The 24,518-nt window shown below is 71.7% G+C and carries 19 protein-coding genes, 1 tRNA gene, 1 pseudogene and 1 riboswitch; of the genes and pseudogenes, 12 read left to right on the forward strand and 9 right to left on the reverse strand.

Annotated features, from left to right (window positions below):
* Positions 1–33 precede the first annotated feature (33 nt).
* The 3 genes from cobO to cobA are packed head-to-tail and all read left to right on the forward strand — an operon-like array spanning position 34 to position 3,847.
* On the forward strand, positions 34–624 hold the full coding sequence (gene cobO / locus E0E30_RS01565; protein ID WP_130864802.1) for a cob(I)yrinic acid a,c-diamide adenosyltransferase: 591 nt from the start codon (positions 34–36) through the stop codon (positions 622–624).
* A complete protein-coding gene (locus E0E30_RS01570; protein ID WP_130864803.1) occupies positions 624–3,074 on the forward strand; it encodes a cobyrinate a,c-diamide synthase in 2,451 nt (816 codons plus the stop codon). The genes cobO and E0E30_RS01570 overlap by 1 nt, the downstream gene beginning before the upstream one ends.
* On the forward strand, positions 3,071–3,847 hold the full coding sequence (gene cobA / locus E0E30_RS01575) for a uroporphyrinogen-III C-methyltransferase (protein ID WP_130864804.1): 777 nt from the start codon (positions 3,071–3,073) through the stop codon (positions 3,845–3,847). Before E0E30_RS01570 ends, cobA begins: the two co-directional genes overlap by 4 nt.
* On the opposite strand, the gene E0E30_RS01580 is transcribed toward cobA, so the two are convergent.
* Both E0E30_RS01580 and E0E30_RS01585 read right to left on the reverse strand, forming a co-directional pair.
* A complete protein-coding gene (locus E0E30_RS01580; protein WP_130864805.1) occupies positions 3,841–4,572 on the reverse strand; it encodes a cobalt-precorrin-6A reductase in 732 nt (243 codons plus the stop codon). The two genes, cobA and E0E30_RS01580, sit on opposite strands and share 7 nt — an antisense overlap.
* Positions 4,573–4,609: 37 nt before the next feature.
* Positions 4,610–5,881, reverse strand: coding sequence for a DUF222 domain-containing protein (locus E0E30_RS01585; RefSeq protein WP_167853850.1), 1,272 nt, complete (start codon positions 5,879–5,881; stop codon positions 4,610–4,612).
* Between the two features lie 294 nt (positions 5,882–6,175).
* Positions 6,176–6,349: riboswitch (cobalamin riboswitch) on the forward strand.
* 62 nt (positions 6,350–6,411) lie between these two features.
* Here E0E30_RS01585 and cobT point away from each other — a divergent pair.
* From cobT to bluB, 5 genes and pseudogenes are all read left to right on the forward strand, one after another.
* Positions 6,412–8,129: pseudogene (gene cobT / locus E0E30_RS01590) on the forward strand (nicotinate-nucleotide--dimethylbenzimidazole phosphoribosyltransferase).
* Positions 8,129–8,953: an adenosylcobinamide-GDP ribazoletransferase gene (locus E0E30_RS01600; RefSeq protein WP_130864809.1), complete on the forward strand. Its 825-nt coding sequence runs from the start codon at positions 8,129–8,131 to the stop codon at positions 8,951–8,953. The pseudogene cobT and the gene E0E30_RS01600 overlap by 1 nt, the downstream one beginning before the upstream one ends.
* Before the next feature lie 4 nt (positions 8,954–8,957).
* Complete coding sequence (locus E0E30_RS01605; RefSeq protein WP_130864810.1) at positions 8,958–9,728, forward strand: helical backbone metal receptor; 771 nt, start codon at positions 8,958–8,960, stop codon at positions 9,726–9,728.
* A 65-nt stretch (positions 9,729–9,793) separates the two neighbouring features.
* Positions 9,794–9,869, forward strand: a tRNA-Thr gene (locus tag E0E30_RS01610).
* A 39-nt stretch (positions 9,870–9,908) separates the two neighbouring features.
* Positions 9,909–11,723, forward strand: a complete 1,815-nt coding sequence (bluB, locus tag E0E30_RS01615; RefSeq protein ID WP_245306460.1) for a 5,6-dimethylbenzimidazole synthase — start codon at positions 9,909–9,911, stop codon at positions 11,721–11,723.
* 2 nt (positions 11,724–11,725) lie between these two features.
* Here bluB and E0E30_RS01620 read toward each other — a convergent pair whose 3' ends face one another.
* The gene (locus E0E30_RS01620; RefSeq protein WP_210115848.1) at positions 11,726–12,208 is read right to left on the reverse strand and encodes an S-ribosylhomocysteine lyase; all 483 of its coding nucleotides are present in this window, start codon (positions 12,206–12,208) and stop codon (positions 11,726–11,728) included.
* Positions 12,209–12,265: 57 nt separating this feature from the next.
* Positions 12,266–13,453, reverse strand: coding sequence for a mannose-6-phosphate isomerase, class I (gene manA / locus E0E30_RS01625; protein WP_130864812.1), 1,188 nt, complete (start codon positions 13,451–13,453; stop codon positions 12,266–12,268).
* 205 nt (positions 13,454–13,658) lie between these two features.
* Between manA and E0E30_RS01630 the strand changes: the two genes are divergently transcribed.
* The 4 genes from E0E30_RS01630 (at position 13,659) to E0E30_RS01655 (ending at position 17,988) form a co-directional block, all read left to right on the forward strand.
* Complete coding sequence (locus tag E0E30_RS01630; protein WP_130864813.1) at positions 13,659–13,913, forward strand: DUF3263 domain-containing protein; 255 nt, start codon at positions 13,659–13,661, stop codon at positions 13,911–13,913.
* 766 nt (positions 13,914–14,679) lie between these two features.
* On the forward strand, positions 14,680–16,311 hold the full coding sequence (gene groL / locus E0E30_RS01645; RefSeq protein WP_130864814.1) for a chaperonin GroEL: 1,632 nt from the start codon (positions 14,680–14,682) through the stop codon (positions 16,309–16,311).
* Between the two features lie 104 nt (positions 16,312–16,415).
* Complete coding sequence (locus tag E0E30_RS01650; RefSeq protein ID WP_245306461.1) at positions 16,416–17,297, forward strand: type II CAAX endopeptidase family protein; 882 nt, start codon at positions 16,416–16,418, stop codon at positions 17,295–17,297.
* A 7-nt stretch (positions 17,298–17,304) separates the two neighbouring features.
* Positions 17,305–17,988, forward strand: a complete 684-nt coding sequence (locus E0E30_RS01655) for a copper homeostasis protein CutC (RefSeq protein ID WP_130864815.1) — start codon at positions 17,305–17,307, stop codon at positions 17,986–17,988.
* A 3-nt stretch (positions 17,989–17,991) separates the two neighbouring features.
* Here E0E30_RS01655 and E0E30_RS01660 read toward each other — a convergent pair whose 3' ends face one another.
* From E0E30_RS01660 to E0E30_RS01680, 5 genes are read right to left on the reverse strand one after another with little or no spacing between them, the layout of a single operon-like run.
* On the reverse strand, positions 17,992–18,951 hold the full coding sequence (locus E0E30_RS01660; RefSeq protein ID WP_130864816.1) for a serine hydrolase: 960 nt from the start codon (positions 18,949–18,951) through the stop codon (positions 17,992–17,994).
* On the reverse strand, positions 18,948–20,597 hold the full coding sequence (locus E0E30_RS01665; RefSeq protein WP_130864817.1) for a DNA repair helicase XPB: 1,650 nt from the start codon (positions 20,595–20,597) through the stop codon (positions 18,948–18,950). Before E0E30_RS01665 ends, E0E30_RS01660 begins: the two co-directional genes overlap by 4 nt.
* A gap of 27 nt (positions 20,598–20,624) precedes the next feature.
* On the reverse strand, positions 20,625–21,443 hold the full coding sequence (locus E0E30_RS01670; RefSeq protein WP_130864818.1) for a hypothetical protein: 819 nt from the start codon (positions 21,441–21,443) through the stop codon (positions 20,625–20,627).
* 14 nt (positions 21,444–21,457) lie between these two features.
* Complete coding sequence (locus E0E30_RS01675; protein WP_130864819.1) at positions 21,458–23,542, reverse strand: helicase-associated domain-containing protein; 2,085 nt, start codon at positions 23,540–23,542, stop codon at positions 21,458–21,460.
* A 35-nt stretch (positions 23,543–23,577) separates the two neighbouring features.
* Positions 23,578–24,372, reverse strand: coding sequence for a hypothetical protein (locus tag E0E30_RS01680; protein WP_130864820.1), 795 nt, complete (start codon positions 24,370–24,372; stop codon positions 23,578–23,580).
* Positions 24,373–24,518 lie beyond the last annotated feature (146 nt).

Below are 24,518 nucleotides of genomic sequence, written 5' to 3' on the forward strand. Positions count from 1 at the left end.
CGACAGCGGGCGCGGACCCGCGAGGAGGCCACCATGTCAGAGTCATCGGGGACGACACGGGAGCGCAGGCTGCGCCCGGTCGTCATCGTCAACACCGGTGAGGGCAAGGGCAAGACGACAGCGGCCATGGGCACCGCGCTGCGCGCATGGAACCAGGGCTGGCGGGTCGGCGTCTTCCAGTTCGTCAAGTCGGGCAAGTGGCACGTCGGGGAGCAGAACGCCCTGCAGGCCCTCGGACGACTGCACGACGAGTCCGGGATCGGAGGCCCGGTGACCTGGGAGGTCATGGGCACCGGATGGTCGTGGACGCGAGCCTTCGACGCCGGCGTCGACCCGGCGGAGGCCGCCCGGGAAGGGTGGCGTCACGTCCGCGGGCTGCTCGAGTCGCAGGCCCTCGACCTCTACGTCCTCGACGAGTTCACCTACCCGCTCACCTGGGGATGGCTCGACGTGGCCGAGGTGGTCGAGGTGCTGAGGTCGCGGCCCGGGGTGCAGCAGGTCATCATCACCGGACGGAACGCCCCCCGGGAGCTGGTGGACGCCGCCGACCTCGTCACCCACATGACGAAGGTCAAGCATCCCTTCGACGAGGGCCAGCGAGGGCAGGCGGGAATCGAGTGGTGATGAGACTTCCCAGGATCCTCCTGGCCGCACCGGCCTCCGGGGGCGGCAAGACGACGCTGGCGACCGGACTCATGGGGGCACTGCGGGCCGCCGGGCATCGGGTGGCCCCGTTCAAGGTGGGGCCCGACTACATCGACCCCGGGTACCACACGCTGGCCGCCGGCCGACCCGGGCGCAATCTCGACGCCGTCATGTGCGGGGCCGATCTCATGGCGCCCCTGTTGGCACACGGCTCGCTCGTGCCCGAGCCGGCGGACGTCGCCGTCATCGAGGGGGTCATGGGGCTCTTCGACGGGCGTCTGGGCGACGGGGAGGGGTCGAGCGCGCAGATTGCCGCGCTCACCGGGACACCGGTCGTGCTCGTCATCGACACGGCCCACGCGTCGCTCACCCATGCGGCGGTGGCGGCCGGCCTGGCCTCCTTCGACCCGCAGGTGCGGGTGGCGGGGGTCATCCTCAACCGGGTCGCCTCGCCGCGGCACGAGGCGGAGGTCCGGCGCGGGTTGGAGCGGGTGGGGCTGCCGGTGCTCGGGGCGGTGCCACGGGATGCGGCCATCGCGGTTCCGTCGCGTCACCTCGGGCTGGTACCGGCGGCCGAGAGGGAGCAGTCGGCCGGGCAGGTGACGCAGTTGGCCGGTCTGGTGGGCGAGCACGTCGACCTGTCCGCGGTGCTCGACGTCGCCCGGTCGGCACCCGACCTGGACGTCGACCCGTGGGATCCGGTGGCGGCGCTGGCCGGGGTCGGGTTCGTTCGGCGGAGCGGCACGCGGCCGCTGGTGGCCATGGCCGGTGGGCGCGCGTTCACCTTCCGGTACCCGGAGACGGCGGAGTTGCTCGAGGCAGCCGGGATCGACGTCGTCGACGTCGATCCGCTCGTCGATGCGCGTCTGCCCGAGGGGGTGGCCGGGCTGTACCTCGGCGGCGGGTTCCCCGAGATGCACGCGGCGGAGTTGTCGGACAACGAGTCGCTGCGCGCGGACATCCGAGACCGGGTGGCGGCCGGGCTGCCGGTCGTCGCCGAGTGCGCCGGGCTGCTGTACCTGTGCCGCGAGCTCGACGGTGTGCCGATGACGGGTGTCCTCCCGCTCGACGCGGCGATGGGTCCGCGACTGACGATGGGGTACCGGCAGGCGCAGGCGCCGGCCGACACGCCTGTCGTACGGTCCGGGGAGCGGGTCGTCGGGCACGAGTTCCATCGCACGACGGTGACCCCGGTCGACGATGCGGCGGCGCTGACGGTGAGGTCGGCGGCCTGGCGGTTCGACGGGGAGCCCGCACGGGAGGACGGGGCGGTCGCCGGGAACGTGCACGCCTCGTACCTGCACCTGCACTGGGCCGGGGCCCCGGCGGTGGCCGCAGGGTTCGCGCGGCTGGTCGAGCGGTTCGCGGAGGGTCGTCAGGGTCGCGACGAGCCCGATCTGCTGCACCACGGGGACCACGACGTCCAGCCGGGGCTCGTCGACCTCGCCGTCAACGTGCGGGTGCCGGCGACGCCGACCTGGCTCGTCAACGACATCGTCGCGGGACAGTCCTGGGCGTCCTACCCGGATGCCGGACCGGCCCGTCACGCCTTGGCCGCGATGCACGGTGTCGACGCGAGGCAGGTGTTGCCGACCGCTGGCGGAGCGGAGGCGTTCACCCTGGTGGCGCGGGCCCTCCGACCGCATCACGCGGTCATCGTCCATCCCCAGTTCACCGAGCCCGAGGTGGCGCTGCGAGCCGCCGGGCACGACGTCGACCGACTCGTGCTCGGACCGGATGACGGGTTCTCCCTCGACCCGCGGACGATACCTGCGGATGCCGACCTCGTCGTCGTCGGCAACCCGACGAACCCGACCGGGCGGCTCCATCCGCGCGCCCTGCTCGAGCAGCTGCGTCGGCCCGGGCGGGTCCTCGTCGTCGACGAGGCCTTCATGGACGCCACGGACGAGGCCGAGTCGCTCGTCGGGGGTCCCATGGACGACCTCCTCGTCCTGCGGTCGCTGACGAAGACCTACGGCCTGGCCGGGGTGCGCGCCGGCTACGTCGTCGGTGACCGTGCTCTCGTCGGGCGCCTGGAGGCCCAGCAGCCACCGTGGTCGGTGTCGACGCCGGCCGCCACCGCCATGGTCTCGATCACGGGGGACCTGGGGCGTGCCCACCGCCTCGATCTGGCTCGGGCGCTCCCGCGCCAGCGGGCCGACCTGGTGAGCCGGCTCGAGGCACTCGGTCTGGGGGTCGTCGAGTCGGGGGCCCCCTTCGTCCTCGTCGACACGTCCTCGTTCGGTCCGCGGTCGATACGCCCGGCCCTGGCACGACGCGGGTTCGCGGTGCGACGAGGGGAGACCTTCCCCGGGCTCGGACCGACCTGGATCCGCGTCGCCGTCCGGGACGCCCGCACCCACACGCTGTTCGCCGAGGCCCTCGGTGACCTCATCGCCCACCCCGATTCGATCCAGGAGACCCCATGACCTACGCCCCCGACCTCGTCCCCGGCACCGTCACCCTCGTCGGGGGTGGCCCCGGAGATCCCGGGCTGCTCACCGTCGCCGGGCTGGAGGCGGTTCGCCAGGCCGATGTCATCCTCTTCGACCGGCTCGCCCCCGTCGCGGTCCTCGACGAGAACCCGCACGCCGTCAAGGTCCCCGTCGGCAAGGTGCCGCGGGGTGAGTACGTGCCCCAGGAGCGGATCAACGAGTTGCTCGTCGAGCACGCCCGTGCCGGTGAGCGGGTGGTGCGTCTCAAGGGTGGTGACTCCTTCGTGTTCGGTCGGGGTGGGGAGGAGTGGCAGGCCTGCGCCGCGGCGGGGGTCCCGGTGCGGGTCATCCCCGGGGTGACGTCGTCGGTCGCCGGGCCGGAGCTCGCCGGGGTGCCGCTCACCCACCGGCATCTCGTCCAGGGATTCACCGTCGTCTCCGGGCACGTGGCGCCCGGCGACAGCCGCTCCGAACTCGACTGGACCCAGATCGCCCGGACGGGTACGACCCTCGTCATTCTCATGGGGGTTGCCCACATCCGGGGCATCTGCGACAAGCTGCGCGCCGGCGGCCTGGCCGAGTCGACCCCGGTCGCCGTCGTCTGCGACGCCTCCCTACCGACCCAGCGGGTGCTCACGTCGACCCTCGGTGGGGTCGCCGACGCCATGGATGAGGCCGGGGTGAAGCCGCCGGCGATCGTCGTCGTCGGCGATGTCGCCGGGCTGGACCTCGACCACACGACGGTCCACGATCCCTCCGATCACTGACGGTCTGCCAGCCAGGCGAGCGCGTCCTCGACGGTGCCGACGTCGTCGCCCCACGAGGGGGTGGGCGCGCGGGAGACCATGACGACGTCGATGCCGCGCTCGCGGGCGACGACGAGCTTGGGGTCGAGGTCGGCGCCACCGGAGTCCTTGGAGACGAGGACCCTCGCGCCAGCGAGCGCACGACGTTCGTGATCGAGGTCGAAGGGCCCCCGTTCGCACCGGACCGTCCACCCCTCGGGGAGGACCTCGTCAGGCGGATCGACACAGCGAAGGACGACCTCGCGGGGGCCGATGGGCAGGTAGTGCGCGGCCGGTTGCCGCCCCACGGTGAGGACGACCGGACCCGTGGTCGACGCGACGACCCGCGCAGCCTCGTCATGGTCGGCCACCCACGTCCAGGCCGAGGCCCCGGGGGCCGGACGCCAGCTCGGCTGGCACAGCCGCAGCAGGGGGACGCCGAGCGAGCCACACGCCGCCGCAGCGTGGTCGTGCATGGTCGAGGCGAAGGCATGGGTGGCGTCGACGAGGAGGCGGACCTGCTCGGTGACGAGGAAGCGCTCGAGACCTTCGACGCCGCCGAACCCACCGGTTCGTGTGGGCCCGGGCAGGGGACGCGGTGATCGCGTACGGCCCGCGATGGAGGTGAGGACGTCGACGCCGTCGTCGACGAGGCGCTCGACCAGCCGGCGGCCGAGGGTCGTACCGGCGAGCACGAGGACATCCATGCCCCCATCCAACTCCGCGGGTCGTCCGTGCTCAACGTCATGCCGCCTCCCGAGCGAACCAGTCCCGCCCCGGGTCGACCGAGCGGCCGTCCGGGTGGGTACACCGGGTCGTCCTTCCACCTTCGACGACGTAGCGGAATCCCAGCGGCGAAGTCCACTCGTACCGACCGGGCCTGGGCTGGGTCAGTCGCCACCCACCGAAGGTCTTCACCCGGTGTTCCAGGCGAGCCAGTGGGCCGAGGTTCGACGGCCTCGTCTGTCCTGGGCGCCCTGAGGCTCGCCACGGATCGGTGTGGTCGAGGTCGCAGCGGCGTGCCCGGTGGGCGGAGAAGGGGAACACCGAGACCGGTTCGCGCAGGGCGACGTGTCGGTGGATCGGTCGTGTTGGAAGGTAACCGTCGATGACGGGGTCGTCCGCCAGGTCGACGACCGGCAGCACGCGCACCGTGTTTCCGCCCAGGATCGCTGCGAGATCGTCGGTGAGCACGGCTCCCAGATCGGTGCCGGGTCCCTCGACCTGGGCGACCCCGATGGCCCCGGTGGCCGCCGACGTGAGCTCGGTCCGGCTGATGTGGACCACCATCGTGGCCCGGCCGGTCGGGGCCTTGGCTGGTGCGGCCCCGGACCGCGCGAGGATGCCCAGGGCATCGGCGGCCAGGGCCGCCGAGTCACCATCGCGAGTCGGATCGTCGTCGAGCAGCGCACTGCTGATCTGGTCGAGTCGGTGGGTCAGCGCGAGGGCATCGGGGGTGGGCAGGCGGCCCAGGAGCGTCGTCATGCCCGTCTCGTCGTGTCGCATGACGAGGAACCGCCGTCGTCTCGCCTCATGACGTCGCGCTGCGGCCCGCTGTGGGTCCACGGCGGCGATGAGACCGGTGAGACGACGTCGAACACGGGCCCAGGGCATGGCGCCCCAGCATGGGGCGAGCCGGTGGTCGACCCACAGTGCGGCACGCTCGTCGAGCCCGGCGTCGCGGCATGCGGCCGCCACCTGACGGGCCTGCCAGGCCTCGGCGCGATCGTCGGCCAGGGCTGCCCAGGCATGGGGATGCCGATGGGCAAGGCACACGACGTCCCGGACCAGGGTCCACGCCGAGGCGATCCCCGTGCCCAGGAGGGCTGCGAGTTCGGGGACGAGGAACTCGTCGACAGCGGGCACCCCGTCGGCCACCGGTGTGCCGCGCGTGGCACCGGGGATGCCCGGGTCCTGGGGCACCTGGTACTCCTCGACCAGCGACGCGATGAGCATGAGGCGACGGGCAGCTGCCCGACGCTCCTCGACGACCGTCTCGAGGATGGCGTCCGCCACCCGTCGGGGCGCCGGGACGCACGAGTCCGACCCGGGACCCGGGGGCGGTGGCTGAGCCGATGTGGACTGGCTCGGCTCGACTCGGATGTCCAGCGATTGGTGGTGCGGTGTGGTGCAGGTGTTCGACATGTGCCCTCCCTCTTGACACCGCTATTCAAACATATGTACGATCATCACACAACACATCGAACGAACGTCCCGGTGAACATGTCATGAACGAGTCATGACCCTGGGTGTGAGCGGGACGGATGGGAACGGAGAGGAGACGCCATGGAGAGAACAGCCCCAGTCGGGTACCGCCACACGACTGTCGTTACCCATGTGCAAGGATGTGGTCTGCTCGAGGTGGAACCCGGTGCGAACCCGGGACGGTCCCGCCACTGTGACGCCATGAGGCGAAGTCAGGTCATCACCCCGACAGCCGTCCCCCCACGGGACGGGACACCCGGACGGCTGCCATCGGTCGACCCGTTCACTGCGAGGACACAGCGAACGGCGATGGGGCACGTCCATGACGATGGAGGTCCCCGATGACCGTCAACCTGCCCGACGCCGTCGCCGTCGACGGCCTGTTGTCCACGACCGCTCGGCGCATCGTCCCGGCGGACGAGGCTGCCATGGAGGCGGCCCGTGAGCGCCAGCAGATCCTCACCAAGCCCGAGGGGTCACTGGGGATGCTCGAGGACCTGTCGGTGCGCCTGGCCGGCATGTGCGGTCGGGTCCCCGTCCCCGTTCCCACTCGGCCCGTCGTCGGGCTGTTCGCCGGCGACCACGGCGTCTGGGCCCAGGGTGTCTCCCCGGATCCCCAGGAGATCACCGCGCAACAGACGGTCAACATCGCCGCGGGTGGGGCTGCCGTGAGCGTCCTCACGCGCCAGATGGGCGGTCGGGTCATCGTCACCGACGTCGGCGTCGCCGGGGACGTGCCGACCGGGGTCGGAGTCGTCGATCGGAAGGTCCGACCCGGCACCGACGACATCTCCCTCGGACCGGCCATGACTCTCGAGGACGCCGTCGCCGCCCTCGAGGTCGGCATCGGCACCGCGCTGGAGGCCATCGATTCCGGCGCTGACATCCTCGTCACCGGCGAGATGGGCATCGCCAACACGACTCCTGCCGCCGTCCTCATCAGCGTCTTCACCGGTACCCCGGCCGCCGAGGTCACCGGGCGCGGTGCCGGGGCGGACGAACGACGTCACGCCCACAAGATCGCCGTCGTCGAGAAGGCCCTCGACGTCAACCATCCCAGCCCTGACGCCCCGGTCCAGACCCTGGCCCTCGTCGGTGGGCTGGAGCACGCCGCCATGGCCGGGCTCGTCCTGGGCGCCGCCTCCCGCCACGTCCCGGTCATCGTCGACGGCGTCATCGCCTGCTCGGCTGCCCTCGCCGCGGTCGCCATCGCCCCCGACGCCCGTGACTACATCATCGCCGGGCACGCCGGTGCCGAGCCCGGCATCAGGGCGGCGACGACGGCGCTGGGCCTGCCCGCCCTACTCGATCTGGGCATGCGTCTGGGGGAGGGGTCCGGGGCCATCCTCGCCCTGCCCATCGTCCAGGCGGCGGCCCACATCCTCGACGAGATGGCGACCTTCGAGGACGCGGCGGTCACCGACATCAAAGTCACCGGCGAGACCTCCATCCCGTCCCAGTCCTGACACCCCAGCCTTCGCAGGAGACATCCGTGACAGTCCACATCCCGACCCCGGTCGACACCCGTGGTCGCCACCTGCTCGTCCTCGGCGGTGCGAGGTCGGGGAAGTCGACCTTCGCCGAGTCGCGGATGGCCGGTCACGAGGTGGTGACCTACGTCGCCACGAGTGCGCGCAATCCCGACGACCCCGAGTGGACCGAACGCATTCGGCTTCACCGGGAACGCCGTCCGGAGAGCTGGCGCACGGTCGAGACCCTCGACATCGCCGGGGTCCTGGCCCAGGACGACCCGTCGCCGGTGCTCGTGGACTGCCTCGGGGTGTGGATGACGAGGGTGCTCGACGAGGTGGGCGCGTGGACCGGCCAGGACGGCTGGCGGGACCGCCTCGCCGGGCGGGTGCAGCCGCTGTGCGAGGGCGTCCGCCGCACGCGACGCGAGGTCGTCCTCGTGACGAACGAGGTCGGCATGGGGATCGTCCCGGCGACCGAGTCGGGCCGACTCTTCCGCGACGAGCTGGGGCGCCTCAACGCCGCCGTCGCGGCATCCTGCGACGAGGTGTGGATGTGCGTAGCCGGGATCCCCAAGAGGTGGGCCTGATGGCGGTGCGTGGTCCCCTCGGAGGGTTGGCGGCCGCGACGTCGCTCTTCACCGTCCTCCCCTCCCCGGTGCTCGACGACGTCGACCGACAGGTGGCCGCCCGGGCGATCCGGGCCTTCCCGTGGCTCGGTCTGCTCCTGGGTATCGTCGCGGGTGCGGTGGCGGCGGGTGTCCTGGCCCTGGGTGCCGGTCCATGGCTGGCCGGGGCGTTGGCCCTCGTGTGGCTGGCCGGGGCGACCGGAGGGTTCCACCTCGACGGGGTCGCGGACACGGCTGACGGACTGGGGTCGAGGCGCCCGCCGGAGCAGGCGCTGGAGATCATGAAGAAGTCCGACATCGGACCCATGGGCGTCATCGCGCTGTTGCTCGTCCTCGTCGTCGACGTCGCCGCGCTCACCTCGCTCACCGGGACGGCGGCCGAGCTCGGGTCGGGACACTGGTGGCGGGTCGGGCTGCTCGTGGCCCTGGGGCCCTCGATGGGTCGCGCCGCGATCCTCCTGGCGACGACGCCGTCGGTGCCGTGCGCCCGGCCCGGGGGCTTCGGGTCCCTCGTGGCCGGGGTGACGGGCCCGCGCGTCGCGACGATCGACCTGGCGCTGCTCGGCGTCGTGTGGGTCGTCCTCGGCTGGATCGCGGGTGGTTGGAGCTGGGCAGTCGTGACCCTGGCCGTCGCCGGCGTCACCCTGCTCGCGGCGCGGTGGTGGATCACGCATCTCGTCAAGCGACTGGGCGGCATGACCGGGGACTGCTTCGGGTCGGTCAACGAGCTCGCCCAGACCGTCATGTGGGTGCTGTTCGCCCTGGCCCTGCCGGTGGTGGGATGACGACATGGCACACCTCGACGATCTGGGAACCCCGATGGACCTCACAGCGAGTGTGGGGCGCATCGTCAGCCTCGTGCCCTCCATCACCGAGGCGGTGGCGCTCACCTGCCCCGAGCGGCTCGTCGGGTGCACTGACTACTGCATCCGGCCCGAGGGCCTCGACGAGGTCGTCGGGGCGCCCGTGCGCAGGGTGCGGGGGACGAAGAATCCCGACCGCGCCGCGATCATCGATCTGGCCCCGGACCTCGTCATCGCCAACATGGAGGAGAACCGCGCCAAGGACGTCGAGCAGCTGCGTGCCGCCGGGTTGCAGGTGTGGGTGACCCGGATCGACACCGTGGACGAGGCCCTCGTCAGCCTCGGTCGGCTCTTCGACGCCCTCGACTGCGGCACCCCGACCTGGCTGTCCCGGGCCCGCCAGGAGTGGCAGGCGCCGTTCGACGGGATCGAACTCACGGCGGTCGTGCCGGTCTGGCGCGACCCGTGGATGTGCGCCGGCCCGGACACCTACCTGGCCGACGTCCTCGCGCACTGCGGGGTCCGACTCGCACCGCTGCCCGATGACGGCACGAGGTACCCGCACGTGCCCCTCGAGGTGCTCCGGGCCCTCGACGTCGACCGCATCGTCCTGCCCGACGAGCCGTACCACTTCGGGCCGGATGACGCGGCGGACCTGCCCGGCCACGACGTCCGTCTCGTCGACGGGCAGCGGTTGGTCTGGTACGGGCCGATGATGGTGGGCGCCCGTGCCGAACTCACCTCGGCCGTGCGCTGAGGAGGCACGGCGAGCGTCCACGCGACGAATCGTGCCAGAATGTCCCGTGCCCCTGCGGGGGCCAGGCCTCTGTAGCTCAGTTGGTAGAGCGCCGCTCTTGTAAAGCGATGGTCGCGGGTTCGAATCCTGTCAGAGGCTCCACCCTCCATGACGCCACAGCGCCCCCGATATCGTCGAACCATGACCTCCTCGTCCTGGCAGCGACCCGTTCCCACCATCGGCGACGCGACCTCCTCGGTCGATCGCAGGGAGTCCCCTGACGGCTGGCGGATGGGCGAGGACGTCGTGCGCCACCTCGACGAGGTCATCGGTGCCCGCCGCGACATCCGCCGCTACCGTGACGCAGCCGTTCCCGCCGACCTCGTCCACGAGGTCATCGACGCCGGTCACCACGGCCCCAGCGTCGGCCACAGCCAGCCCTGGCGGTTCATCGTCATCGACGCCCCCGCCGTTCGCGACCGCGCCGCCCTCATGGCCGACCGGGAACGACTGCGCCAGGCCGACCTGCTCACCGCGGATCGTCGTGCCCGGCTGCTCGACCTCCAGCTCGAGGGGATCCGTGAGGCCCCGCTCGGCATCGTCGTCGCGTGCGACCGACGCACCCCTGCGTCCGGGGTCCTGGGTCGCAACACCTTCACCGACGCCGACCTGTGGAGTTGCGCCGCTGCCATCGAGAACATGTGGCTGGCCGCCCGCGCCCGCGGCCTGGGCATGGGATGGGTGACCCTCTTCGATCCCGCCGAGCTGGCCGGGCTGCTCCACCTGCCGGACGGCGTCGAGACCCTCGGGTGGATGTGCCTGGGGTGGCCGGACGAGCGCCCGCCGGCCCCCGGACTCGAGCGTCGGGGATGGTCGCGCCGCCTCCCGGTCGACTCCCTCATCATGACCAACCGGTGGCCCGACGCCGCCGAGCCGGCGTCCCCCGTCTCCGGACTGCCCACCCCTGCGGCGACGAGTTCGGCCGTACCGCGGATCATTGCCCCCGACCAGCGCCACGTCGTCGACGCCCACGACGGCGCCGACCGACTGCTCACCCCGCCGGGTTCCCTCGGCAAGCTCGACCAGGTCCTCGATCGCCTCATCGCTGCTGCCGGCGACGAGGTCTCCACCGGAACCCTCGTCCTGGCCGGCGCCGACCACCCGGTACGCGCACACGGCGTCTCGGCCTTCGACGGCTCGGTCACGGCCGAGGTCATGGCGGCCTCGGTGGCGGGAACCGCCCTCGGGGTCGCGACCGCGGAATCGGTGGGCCTGGGCCGGATCGTCGTCGACGCCGGCGTCGACACCCCCGTCCCCGGTGCCATCGACGCCCGCGCGCAGGGCGAGCGCGGCGACCTCGTCACCACCGACGCCATGTCCGCAGCCCAGGTCGATGCCGCCATCGAGCGGGGCATCGCCATCGCCGTCGACCTCGCCGACGACAACACCTCCGATCTCGAAGACCACGCCGGGCGCCGAGGTCTGGTGTGCCTGGGGGAGGTCGGCGTGGCCAACACGACGGTCGCGGCCGCCCTGGCCTGCGCCCTCGCCGGCATGGACCCCGCCGAGACCGTCGGCCTCGGTGCATCGAGCGACTCGGCCATGGTCGAGCGGAAGGTTGACGTCGTCTCCAGGGCCCTGGCCCGGGCGGCCTCCACCCACGACGACCTCGCCGATCCCAGAACCGCGCTGGCCGCCGTCGGCGGCCCGGAACTCGCGGTGCTCACCGGTGTCGTCCTGGGGGCGGCATCGGTCGGTCGCCCGGTCGTCCTCGACGGTCTGGCCACGAGTGTCGCCGCCCTGGCCGCGGTGCGGTCGGACCCCGCCGTCCAGTCCTGGCTCGTCGCCGGTCAGGTGAGCCGGGAACACGCCCATGCGGCGGTGCTCCGTGAACTCGGCCTGGAACCCCTGCTCGACCTGCGGTTGCGCGCTGGGGAAGGGGTCGGCGCCTGTCAGGCGGCCGGGCTCATCCTCACGGCCCTGGACGTCCGTCGTCGCGCTGCCCGCTGGGCCTGATCTCAGGCCATGACCTGCTGCCACTCGTCCCGGCGCTCGAGCATGGCCCTGGCCGCCGCCTGCGCCCCGGCCAGACTGTGGTGGGCCCCCCAGCCGCACTGCACCTCGTTGGCGGCCGGGACGGCGTCGAGGTCGAGGATGTCGCTCAGCGTCGTCGCGACGAGGTCGCACACCGCCGGGACGTCGGGCTCGCCGACCATGATGAGGTAGAACCCGGTCTGACAACCCATGGGGCCGAAATCGATGACGGCGTCACTGTGGTTGCGGACGCACTCGGCGAAGGAGTGCTCCACCGAATGGACGGCGTCCATCTCGAGGTGCTCGACATTGGGCTGGCAGAACCGGACGTCGTACTTGGTGAGGGTGTCACCGGCCGGGAGGTGCTTGACGTCGGCCACCCGGATGAAGGGTGCGGCGACCTTGGTGTGGTCCAGGTTGAAGCTCTCGACGTTCATGCGTTGCGTCATGCGGCCATCCTCCCGCACCGGCCCCGACCCCGCACACCGGTGACATCCGCACACCGGCGAGGCCACGCCCGACCCTCACCCCAGACCGGCCGTCGCCAGGAATCCGTCGCAGTTGCCGTGCACCTGCACCTGTTCCCCGGCCGGGATCCACACGGCCTGACCGTGGACGATCTCCTCGGTGCCGGCTGACCCGCTGCACACGGCGTACCCGCCGGTGACCAGGAGGATGCGGGCCAGATCACTGCTCGGCAGCATGGCCGGCGCTGCGACGGACAGGTCCAGACGCCACAGCCGGTACTGCGCATCGGGCGTCGGGTAGCGCCACAGGCCGGCTCCCTCGTCGATCGGATGGAGGATCGTCGGCGGCTCGGTGTCGAAGGTGACGATCGACACGAGCGACTCGACGTCGATGTGCTTGTCGGTGATGCCTCCGCGCACGACGTTGTCGGAGTTCGCCATGATCTCGACGCCGGTCCCGTGCAGGTAGGCATGGAGCACGCCTGGGCTGACCCGCAGGCCGTCCCCCGCCCGCAATCGGATCCGGTTGAGCAGCAGGGCCGCCATGATCGACGGGTCGCCGGGGTGCTGTTCGTCGAGTTCGACGGCGGTGCGCGCGAAATCACCGAACTCGCCGGGCTCCGAGACATGGTTGACGGCTGCCGAGACGACCTCCTCGACCCAGGCCTGGCGTTCGGCGCCGCCGGTGAGGCAGTCGAGGAAGACCTCCGCCAACCCGGCCGACCCGTGCCTCTCGGTGAGCGGACCGAGGACGGCGTCGAGGGACACCCGAAGGTCGAGGGCGTCGAAGAGGCTTCGCGAGACGAGCGGGTCACGGAACCCGCAGAGGACGTCGACATCGCCCAGGGCGACGAAGAGCTCGGGTTTGGGCCAGCCGTCCCGGAAGGTCCGGATGGGATCGTCGAGGGCCAGACCGCGTCGGTTCTCGGCCTCGAACCCCGCTGCTGCAGCGTCGGCGTCGGGATGGGCCTGCAGGCTCAGTGGCCGCTCGGCGGCCAGGATCTTGAGGAGGAAGGGCAACCGGTCCCCGAAGGTCTGCCGACTCCCCGCGCCGAGTTCCTCGGGCCTGGCGTCGATGCGCGCGCCCAGACTGGTGCCGTCGGCCAGGGTCGAGGGAGCCAGCGGGTGGGCGCCGAGCCAGTACTCGGCCTGCGGGTCGCCTGTCGGCTCCGTGCCGAGGATCGCCGGGATGGCGTCGAGCGACCCCCACGAGTAGGTACGGATGCTGCCCGCGAGTCGTTCCATGTCGAGGGTCCTCTCCGGTCCGTCCACAGCTGCGGATGCATCCTTGCAGCCGAGTGTGGCCACCTCCTATGTAACCACTGTCGGGCCAGCGGCGTCCCCGCGACCCCCTGACCCCCTGACCCCCGAGCCTCGAGCCTCGACCTGCCCCGGGCCTCGAGCGATCCGGGACCGAGTCGCGGGGGAGCGGCCGGCTACGATCGGACGAATGAGTGGCGACCTGGATCCCGTCGACGCCGCCCTCCTCGCCTTCGAGGAGGACTGGCAGTCCGGTCGTCTCCACGGGGACAAGGCTGCCCTCATCCGTGACCGGCTCGACCTCTCGTCACCGCGCTACCACCGGCGCCTCAACGAACTCATCGATGATCCCGTCGCCCGGGCCCAGGCGCCCTCCCTGCTGGGGCGCCTGGACAGGGTCCGGGCCGGACGCCGCCACGACCGGTCGGCCGACCTGCTGCCCTGAGCCCGGCGTGCCCGGTCGCCGTCCCCGTCGTCCCGCTCACCCGAACCGGCCACCACGTACCCGCCCAGGACGAGGTCGGCGTCCTGCTCGAACCAGTTGGCCAGCCCGACGTCCCCGGTGCGCAGCATCGACCACCCCGCGGCCACGGCGTACGCCGGCAGCATGAGGAGGCCCCCGAAGCAGGCGTACTGGAGGGCGTGGTTCTCCTCGTGGACGAGGAGTCCGGGCCGCTGTCGACACAGCTCGTCGAGGCTGGGGGAGGCCGTCATGACGACGTCGCCCAGGGTGAAGGCCGACCCATTGGGGTACCGGAACCGGTAGCCGTCGGCCAGCCACAGGCCATGTGGCCCGTGGCGCACCCTGCCGCAGCAGCTGCGGGCCACGAGCAGCCCGACCGGGGTCGACAGGTTGAACCAGTTGAGGGCGGCGCGTACCCGGTGACGGCGGTTCTCCACGGTCTCCTCCGATCCTATCGGCCCCGAACCCGTCCGACGGGACGGAGCCGCAGGCCCCGCGTCGATCTCGGTGTGCCCGATCCTTTGCACTCGCGTAGGGGGAGTGCTAAACATGATGTTGGCACTCGAACAGTGAGAGTGCCACCGATCGGGTCGGTGTTGCGAGCTCCAACCGGATCGGTCTCCCGGTGATGAGATCACCAGATCGTCCGTCGCGGGCATCACGGGGAACACAACGCGGGGGCACCCCCGCAACACATCTGACGTCCAGGGCCACCACGGCCCACCGGAGCGGAGGACTCCCCACCAACATGGCAAAGCTCATCGAATTCAACATCGAGGCCCGCCGCGGGCTCGAGCGGGGCATGAACACCCTCGCCGACGCGGTCAAGGTCACCCTCGGCCCCAAGGGCCGCAACGTCGTCCTGGAGAAGTCCTGGGGCGCCCCGACGATCACCAATGACGGCGTGTCCATCGCCAAGGAGATCGAGCTGGCCGACCCCTACGAGAAGATCGGCGCCGAGCTCGTCAAGGAGGTCGCCAAGAAGACCGACGACGTCGCCGGCGACGGCACGACGACCGCCACCGTCCTGGCCCAGGCCATGGTCCGTGAGGGCCTGCGCAATGTCACCGCCGGGGCCAACCCGATGGGTCTCAAGAAGGGCATCGAGACCGCCGTCGCGGCGATCAGCGCCACCCTGTCCGAGATGGCCATCGACATCGAGACCAAGGACCAGATCGCCGCCACCGCGTCGATCAGCGCCGCCGACACCACGGTCGGCGAGATCATCGCCGAGGCCATGGACAAGGTCGGCAAGGAAGGCGTCATCACCGTCGAGGAGTCGAACACCTTCGGGCTCGACCTCGAGCTCACCGAGGGCATGCGCTTCGACAAGGGCTACATCAGCCCCTACTTCGTCACCGACACCGAGCAGATGGAGGCCGTCCTCGACGACCCCTACGTGCTCATCGTCAACTCCAAGATCTCCTCCCTCAAGGACCTCCTGCCGGTCCTCGAGAAGGTCATGCAGTCCGGCAAGCCGCTCCTCGTCATCGCCGAGGACGTCGAGGGTGAGGCCCTGGCCGGCCTCATCGTCAACAAGATCCGCGGCACCTTCAAGTCCGTCGCCGTCAAGGCCCCGGGCTTCGGTGACCGTCGCAAGGCCATGCTCGCCGACATCGCCATCCTCACCGGCGGCGAGGTCATCTCCGAGGAGGTCGGCCTGTCCCTCGACGCCGTCACCCTCGACCTGCTCGGCAAGGCCCGGTCGGTGCGCGTCACCAAGGACGAGTGCACCATCGTCGACGGCGCCGGCGACTCCGACCAGATCGCCGGTCGGGTCTCGCAGATCCGCAAGGAGATCGAGAACTCCGACTCCGACTACGACCGGGAGAAGCTCCAGGAGCGTCTCGCCAAGCTGGCCGGCGGCGTCGCCGTCATCAAGGTCGGTGCGGCCACCGAGGTCGAGCTCAAGGAGCGCAAGCACCGCATCGAGGACGCCGTCCGCAACGCCAAGGCGGCCGTCGAGGAGGGCATCATCCCCGGTGGTGGTGTCGCCCTCATCCAGGCCTCCAAGGCCGCGAGGATCGAGGGCCTGACCGGTGACGAGGCCACCGGTGCGCAGATCGTCCTGTCCTCCTGCGCAGCTCCGCTCAAGCAGATCGCCGAGAACGCCGGTCTCGAGGGTGGGGTCGTCGCCGAGAAGGTCGCCAACCTGCCCGCCGGCCAAGGGCTCAACGCCGCCACCGGTGAGTACGTCGACATGGTCGCCTCGGGCATCATCGACCCGGCCAAGGTGACCCGTTCGGCCCTGCAGAACGCGGCCTCCATCGCGGCCCTGTTCCTCACCACCGAGGCCGTCATCGCCGACAAGCCCGAGCCCGTCAAGGCTCCGGCCGGTGGCGACATGGACGGCATGGGTGGCATGGGCGGCATGATGTGACCCAGCTCTTCCGAGCCTGACAGGGGGCGGTCCCGCACGGGGCCGCCCCCTTCCGCGTCCCGTGCCGTCCCGTCCTGGCCCCGTCCCTCCCCTAGGATCGGCGGGTGATCACCGTTCCCGACGACCCACGGGTCGGATCCAGCCCAGCCCTGGAGTTCCTCTCCCGGGCCGGCCGGCTCCACCCCTTCGCGATCATCCTCGGGGCCCTGGCCGTCGTCGCCATCGGGCAGGGGATCGTCGCCCTGCCCGTCCAGGCGGCGCTCGGCTCCTCCCCCGTCGCCACCTCCTTCACCGCGGTGAGCTCCTTCATCGGTGTCTGGCTCGCCCTGTGGCTGTGGATGAGGTTCGTCGACCATCGCCCGCTGCGCGACCTCGGCCTCGTCGGCAGGCCCCGCGACCTGTGGATCGGGGTTCTCATCGCCGTGGCCATCCTCGGGCTCGACGTCGTCGTCATGGCAGCCGGGGGATGGGCCGACCCCGCGTGGGCCCACCCGGGGGCCAAGGGCCTGGGGATCATCCTGGGCACCCTCATCCTCTTCGCCATCCAGGGCCCGGCCGAGGAGATCGTCCTGCGCGGCTACCTCATGCAGGGCGTCGCGGCTCGGTGGGGCATCCCGGCCGGGCTCGGTCTCCAGGCCGTGCTCTTCGCCCTGCTCCACGGCGCCAACCCCGACATGAGTTGGCTGGCCGTCCTCAACATCGCCCTCTTCGGGCTCCTGCTCGGCATGCTCGTCCTGTGGCGCGGTTCCCTGTGGGCCGCCATGGGGTTCCACGCCCTGTGGAACTGGCTGCAGGGTCTCGTCCTCGGATTCGACGTCTCGGGCATGTCCTTCGGGACCTCCCTGCTGGCCCAGCACCCGCGAGCGGGGGCCGCCCTGTGGACCGGCGGGTCCTTCGGTGCGGAGGGGTCGGTGCTGACGACGTCGTTCTGCACCGTGGCCATCGTCGTCGTCGCGGTGGCCTGGCGCCGGTCGACCGCGCGATGATGTGACCATGGCTCTGCTCGAGGTCATCTGCCTGCACGAGAACGACGCCCGCCGGGCCGCGCGCGGGGGAGCCGACCGGGTCGAACTCGTCGGATCGATGGAGGACGGGGGCATGTCCCCCGAGCCCGACGTCGTCGCCCGGGCCGTGAGTGCCTGCGGGATCCCGGTGCGCCCCATGGTGCGGCTGCGCCCGGGCTTCTCGACCGACGGGGGAGAGCTGGCCCGGCTTCGTGGGCTCATCGAGTCGTACCTGCGGGTCGGGGCCGAGGGGGTCGTCATGGGATTCCTCGACCCGCTCACCGCGATCGACCTGCCGGTCATGGGGGCGCTGGCTGACGGCACGTTCAGGTGGACCTTCCACCGGGCCATCGACGCCACCCTGGAGACCGACCGTGCCTGGCGCGACCTGCGCGGCCTCGAGGGTCTCGACCAGGTGCTCACCGCCGGGTCGCCCCGCGGCGTCGAGCACGGGCTCGACGACCTCATCCGGCGGGTCCGCGACGACCCCTTCGCTGCCCGCCTCGTCATGGCCGGTGGGGGACTGGTCCCCGAGCACGTCCCCTGGTTGGCCCGGGCCGGGGTGCGGGCCTTCCACATCGGCGGTCCGGCCCGCCCGCAACGGTCCTGGAAGGCCTGGGTCGACGCCGACCTCGTCCGCTCCTGGCGCGAGCTGCTCGACAGCCTCGACTGAGGCTCAGCAGGCCGTCGCGAGGTGGGTTCGCACGGCGACGACGCTCGGCGCACCGCAGCGGCTCATCGCCTGGTGACGACCGATCGTCGCCGTGGACCGGGTCGACGTCGTGGCCCCGCTTCCGGTCGACGAGGTCGTGATGGCCGGGTACTCCCTCGTGGCGAGAATCCGGGACAGCCCCTCGAGGGTCTCGACCTGCACCGCCATGTCGCCCTCGGTCGACGTGATGAGGCCGGCGACGACGTATGCTCCGGTGCCCGTTCTCGCCGCCACGCTGTTGACGTGCCAACCGTCGTCGAGCGGCAACCACCCGTTCTTGACGAGCTGTCGGCTGTCGGGAATGGCCGCGGTGAGGCCCCAGTCCTGGTCGTCCTCCACCTGGCTGAGCAGGCTGATGGCATAGCTGCGCATGTCGGCGTCGATGATGGGGTTGGCCATGGTGAAGTGGCTCATGATGACGACCTGGTCCCGGGCGGTCGTCGTCGTCATGCCCCACGCCTCGTCGGGCTCGGTCTGGTCGGCTCCCATCGACCGCAGCACCTGACGGACGGCGTCGGGGCCGCCGACATCGTCCCACAGCTCGGTCGTCGCGTCATTGTCGGAGGCGGTGATCATGGGTTCGAGCAGGGACTTCTCGTCCTCGGTGAGGTCACGGTCGTCCTCCTCGGCCTGCACCATGACGGTCGCCATGACGGCCAACTTGACGATCGACGCCGTGATGAAGCGTGACTGCCCCTTGGAGTAGACGTAGATGACGTTCGATCCCGCCTTGCGCATGGCCACCGACGCAGTGCCGGGCCGGTCGGCCAGGTACGACTCGAGCGGCCCCGGGGAGGGGAATGCCTTCGTCGGGCCCGGGGCGGCAGGGTCACTCACCCGCGCCGAGGCCCGCGGAGCCGGAGCTCCCAGCAGTCCCAGGGACAGGCCCATCGTCAGGAGCGCGATCCAGACGCGCTGTCTCATGCGTTCTCCTCGAGGTCGGCGGCGTCGATGATCCGGTACGAGTAGCCCTGCTCGGCCAGGAACCGTTGCCGGTGCGAGGCGAACTCGGCGTCGACGGTGTCGCGGGCGACGACGGCGTAGAACCGTGCCACGCGGCCGTCCTTGGGACGCAGCAGACGCCCGAGCCGCTGGGCCTCCTCCTGACGCGACCCGAAGGCCCCCGACACCTGGATGGCCACCTGGGCGCTGGGCAGGTCGATGGAGAAGTTCGCCACCTTGCTCACGACGAGCAGGTCGATGACGCCGTCACGGAAGTCCTGGTAGATCCGCTGGCGCTGGGTGGGGGAGGTGGCCCCGGTGATGATCTCGCAGTCGAGTTCGGCGGCGAGCTCCTCGAGCTGGTCGACGTACTGGCCGATGACGAGGGTCGGCTCGCCACGGTGCAGGGACACCAGACCGCGCACCACCCGGTTCTTGCTCGGCAGGGTCGACGCCATCCGATAGCGCACGTCGGGTTCGGCCAGGGCGCAGGCCATCCGCTCGTCCTCCTCGAGACTCACCCGCACCTCTACGCAGTCGGCCGGGGCGATGTACCCCTGCGCCTCGATCTCCTTCCACGGCGCGTCGTAGCGCTTGGGTCCGATGAGGCTGAAGACGTCGTCCTCGTGGCCGTCCTCGCGCACCAGGGTCGCGGTGAGGCCGAGGCGTCGCCTCGCTTGGAGGTCGGCGGTCATCCGGAACACCGGCGCCGGCAACAGGTGAACCTCGTCGTAGAGCACCAGTCCCCAGTCGCGGGCCTCGAAGAGCTCCAGATGGGGGTGGACGCCGTTCCGCCTGGTCGTGATGACCTGGTAGGTGGCGATGGTGACCGGGCGCACCTCCTTGCGCGAGCCGGAGTACTCGCCGATCTCGTCGGGGGTGAGGCTGGTGCGCCGGACGAGCTCGTCCTTCCACTGTCGTGCCGAGACGGTGTTCGTCACGAGGATCAACGTCGTGCACCGGGCCAGGGCCATCGCCGCTGCCCCGACGACGGTCTTGCCGGCCCCGCAGGGCAGGACGACGACGCCCGAGCCGCCGTTCCAGAAGGACTCCGCGGCCATCCTCTGGTAGGGGCGCAGAGACCACCCGTCCTCGACGAGGTCGATGTCGTGGTGTTCGCCGTCGACGTAACCGGCGAGGTCCTCGGCCGGCCAACCGAGCTTGAGCAGGGCCTGCTTGAGGGTGCCTCGCTGGGACGGGTGGACGACGGCCGTGTGCTCGTCGATCTGTTCCCCGACGAGACCGCGAACCTGCCGTGACCGCAGCACCTCGGTGAGCACCGCCCGGTCGGTGCTGAGGAGCACCAGACCGTGGGTCGGGTGCTTCTCGATGCGCAGGCGTCCGTACCGGCCCATCGTCTCGGTGATGTCGATGAGCAGTCCGCTGGCCACGGGGTACCTCGAGTACCTCATGAGGACGTCGACGACCTGCTCGGCGTCGTGCCCGGCCGCCATGGCGTTCCACAGCCCGAGGGGGGTGAGCCGGTAGGTGTGGATGTGCTCCGGGGCGCGTTCCAGCTCGGCGAACGGTGCGATGGCATGACGACACTCATCGGCCAGGGGGTGGTCGATCTCGAGCAGCAGCGTGCGGTCGGACTGGACGATGAGGGGGCCGGGTGTGGAAGTCATCCGTTCAATTATCACCCGGCGACACCGTCAGGGCGTCGCGGTGACCCTCGGGGTGGGATCTGCCGACGGCGTGAGGGAGGGTGAGGGTGTCGGCGTAGGCACGGTCGCCGTGACGGTCGGCGTCGGCGGGACGGCGGAGGTGCTCGGCGACGCGGTGCCGGTCGGTGTCGTGGCCGGTTCCGACGGGGACGTCGTGGGCGGGCTGGGAGTCGGGGTCGGCGTGGCGGGGGCCGACGCCGTCGCGCTCGAGGAGGAGGTGGGAACGGCGATCGTCGTCGTCGACGGGGTCGGTGCGGCGGAGGTGGCCGGGTTCTCGAAGGAGTCCAGGGGTCGACGCGCGACTCGTGTCGTCCTGCCGGGCAGCGGCGGGCCGGCGACCTCGCTGGCCTCGACGGTGGGCAGCTGCAGCGGGGGCGGGATGATGAACAGGGCCGTCCACGGGCTGTGCACCCCTGCCGGGCTGATCGCGGCGACTTGGATGAGCACCCGATTGGCGGAGGCCGGCCAGGCCAGAGTCATCGACTCCAGGCGCACCGTCCCGACCCGGCGACCGTCGAGGAGGACGTCGAACATGACCTGGCCGGCGTCCGGGGCCGGGGTCCAGGCGATGGTGAAGGTGCTGGCGTCGTTGCTGGCCAGACGCAGGTCGTGGACGGGGGCTGGGACCGACCTGGGGCCGGTCGGCTCCACTGCCGACGGGGTCGTCGTGGACGGGACGACCGAGGTGGGGGAGGGCGTCGGCCCGGTGACGTCGTCGTGGGGACTGGAACGCAGCAGAGCCGCCACGGTCACCGCACCGATCGCGGCGACCGCGACGGCGATGACGACGAGCGGACGCGGGCGCACGGGTCAAGCGTAGGTCAGGAGGGTGTCCGAACCGCGGTGAGCACGCGGGCGACCGGCACGACGATCACCCCGCCACCACCACGGATGACGCACCTGGCGGCCCCGGCCCCGACGGCCATGACCCGCACGACGTCGCGTCGACTCGTCCCGGTGTCGTCGACATGGGTGACCTCGAGCCAGGCCCCGTCGGTCTGGGCGCGGCGCAGCTCGACGAGCACCCGGGTGGGGTCGGTGACGGTCGGCTCCGGGGCGGTGACCAACCGGTCGACGAGCTGGGAGACATCCGAGGAGGGTCCGGGTGTCGCGGTCGGGGCCGCCGTGCGGATCCGTGCCGGCGCTGGACTGTTGAGGACCTCGCCGTGGGAGTCCCGGGCGATCGGGGACAGCCCCTGCTCACGCAGCAGCTCGAGGGCCATCTCGGGTTCGCACTGGGCGAGCAGCACCGTCGGCCCGAGCCTGCGCAGCCCCAGGTCGGTGGCTCGCGATGAGCGCAGCAGGGCCTCGGCGACGGCGGGGTCGTCGACCTCGAGGACGGCCGAGGCCGCCGACACCGACACCCGGCCGTGGTCGCGGACGACGTCGTCGAGGAGGACGAGCAGCCCCTGGGGGACGCCGGTCATCGAATGCTGCGACCACCAGGTGCGGACCCGTTCACCGGTCCAGCCGGCGTCGAGGGCGCGGCGCAGGCTGGTGCGGGTGAATCGTCGGACGCCGGCGATGCCGGTCGACTCCCGATCGGCGAGCAGCGCCAGCTCCCCGGCCGTGTCCGGGGTGAGCGGGCCGGGGGCGATGGCGGTGAGGTCGGACTGGAGGATGAGCGTGCCCGACCGCTCGGGCATGCCGGGGTCGTCCGTGCGGTCCGCCAGTCGGCTCCGCGCTCCCAGGGCGATGGCGCCGATGACGGCCGCCTCGGCCAGGACGGCGTCGATCAGGGGGAGGGAGTCGTCGACCGGCCAACCGGGGTGTCGCCAGGCCAGGCGCGCGGCCAGGTGGGAGGTGTCGACCGGCGTGCCGGGGGAGGCGGTGCAGATCTCGGCGAGGATCTCCTGACGCCAGGCCCTCGCCGTGGCCGGGGCCTGGGCGGTCAGGGTGTTCGAGAGGGTTCCGGGGGTGGCCGGGATCTGCGTCCACGCCTCCCGGAGCGCGAGCCACTGGGTCCACAGCGCGGCCCGACGCCATCGGTCCGAGGAGACGGTGGGCAGCCACCCGCGGGCGTCGGCGCCGATGAGGCCGGCGGACTCGGCCAGGGCCAGGTGGAACCATCCGGCGTCCCCCGGCGCGACCCGGGAGAGCGCCTTGACGGCGTCCTTGCGGGCCATGCCGCCGTGGGTGAGGCGGGCGGGATGGTGACGGTCGACGGCCTCGAGAAGGGCGGCGGTCGCCGAGACCGCCTCGAGGGCCGTCCCGACGGCCGCGGCGTCGACCCGGTCGAGGTGCGTCGGTGAGTCGGCGGACGGTTCCGGCCAGGGTGGCGCCGTCGGCGGCACGACGTCGGGGAACAACGCGCCGTCGCGAAGATGGAGGCTCACCTCACGGGGCAGGACGACGGTCTCGTCGTCGACGGGCCGCAGCAGGTGATGGGCCAAGGCCAGGTCGATGGGGCCGGTCGCCTCGTCCGGATCGACGACGCGCATCGCGTGCGGCACGTGTCCGGCCGGTCGCCACAGCAGGCGCTCCAGCACGGGTCGGACGCCGGGTCCTGCCTGGGCCAGCCTCAACCCGATGTCGGGGACGGGGTTCGCTGACGGTGCCGCCAGGCCGGCCGGGTACGGCCCGAGGACCGCGGCGGCCGCCCCGACGACGTGGACGAGGTCGTCGTCGACGAGGACGAGCAGCAGGCCGGCGAGTCGGTCGACGGCCCGGTCGACCTGCCGGGGTGTCGCCCCGGTCAGGCCGCGGGCCAGGGTCGACACGGTGACGTCGCCCAGGGCGGTCGCCGCGGTGAGCACCCGCAGGTGCCAGGCGTCGAGGGAGTCGACGGCGGCACGGACCGAGGCCTGGGTGGTGGCCCGCTCGGCGAGTTCGGCGAGACTGCGCGGTGCCGGGACGGCCAGGTCGCGTCGGGAGTCGAGGAGGTCGAGGAGCTGGGGGCGCGTCATGGACCGGACGACGGAGGCCACGGTGGAGACCACGGTCACCTGTCCGGCGGACCGGGACGGTCGAGCGGGCTGAGGTGACGATCGGCGATGACCAGGCACACGGGAAGGAGCACCATGCACCCCAACCGGCACGCCCAGCACAGCTGTTCCAGGGTGTCGCGCACCGGCGTCCCCACCACGGTGAGCACGATGACGACGACGCTCGTCCAGAGGAAGGCCAGTCGCAGGCTCCGGGCGATGACCGGGTGGGTGGCGGCGAAGACCCACCCCAGGGCCAGTCCCAGCAGTCCGAACCATGACCCGATGAAGCCGAGCACGAGGGCGGCGGGCAGTCCCCAGCCGAGCAGCCGGATGAGCGATCCGACCGATCGGTCGGCCGTGTGCAGGGGACCGCGGCCGCGCCAGGGGGCCGGCAGCCTGCCGACGGTGCGCTCAACCGGCCCGACCTCGTCGGTCCCGGGCGGAGCCCAGCCCCCGACCTCGTCGGCGACGACCGGGTGTGCGTCGGCCTCGGGAGTGGCGCGGATGGACGCGCCGATCTCGAAGGGCTGACGTGGGTCGTCCCCGGCCTCGCCCCGATGGGTCCATCCGGCGCTCGTCGTGTCGAAGGGTGCGGCGGGGTCACGGGTCGGGCCGGTGCGCGGCACGAGGGTCGACAGCGGCGGCAGGGGCGGGAGGGAGTAGTCGCCGGGTCGGTCGGTCGGGGCCGGCGGGACGGCGGGGTCGGGCTGCGGGGACGCCAGCGGCGCCACCCGGGGCATGGCGAATCCGTAGGGGCGCTCCACCTCGTCGACGACGTCGACGCCCCCGGGTCGAGTCGTCACGGTCATGGATCTCATCCTAGGCGAGCCGGCGCAGGGCTGACATCGCTCACCAGGATGGTTATCTTGAGCACTTTCGGTGATCGACATGAGCGCTTCGGTGAGCGTTCTGTCTACCGTGAGGTCATCGTCCGCAGTTCTGGAGGGAGTCGACC

The organism is Acidipropionibacterium timonense (genome assembly GCF_900605005.1).
In the GTDB taxonomy this organism is placed as follows: Bacteria; Actinomycetota; Actinomycetes; order Propionibacteriales; family Propionibacteriaceae; genus Cutibacterium; species Cutibacterium timonense.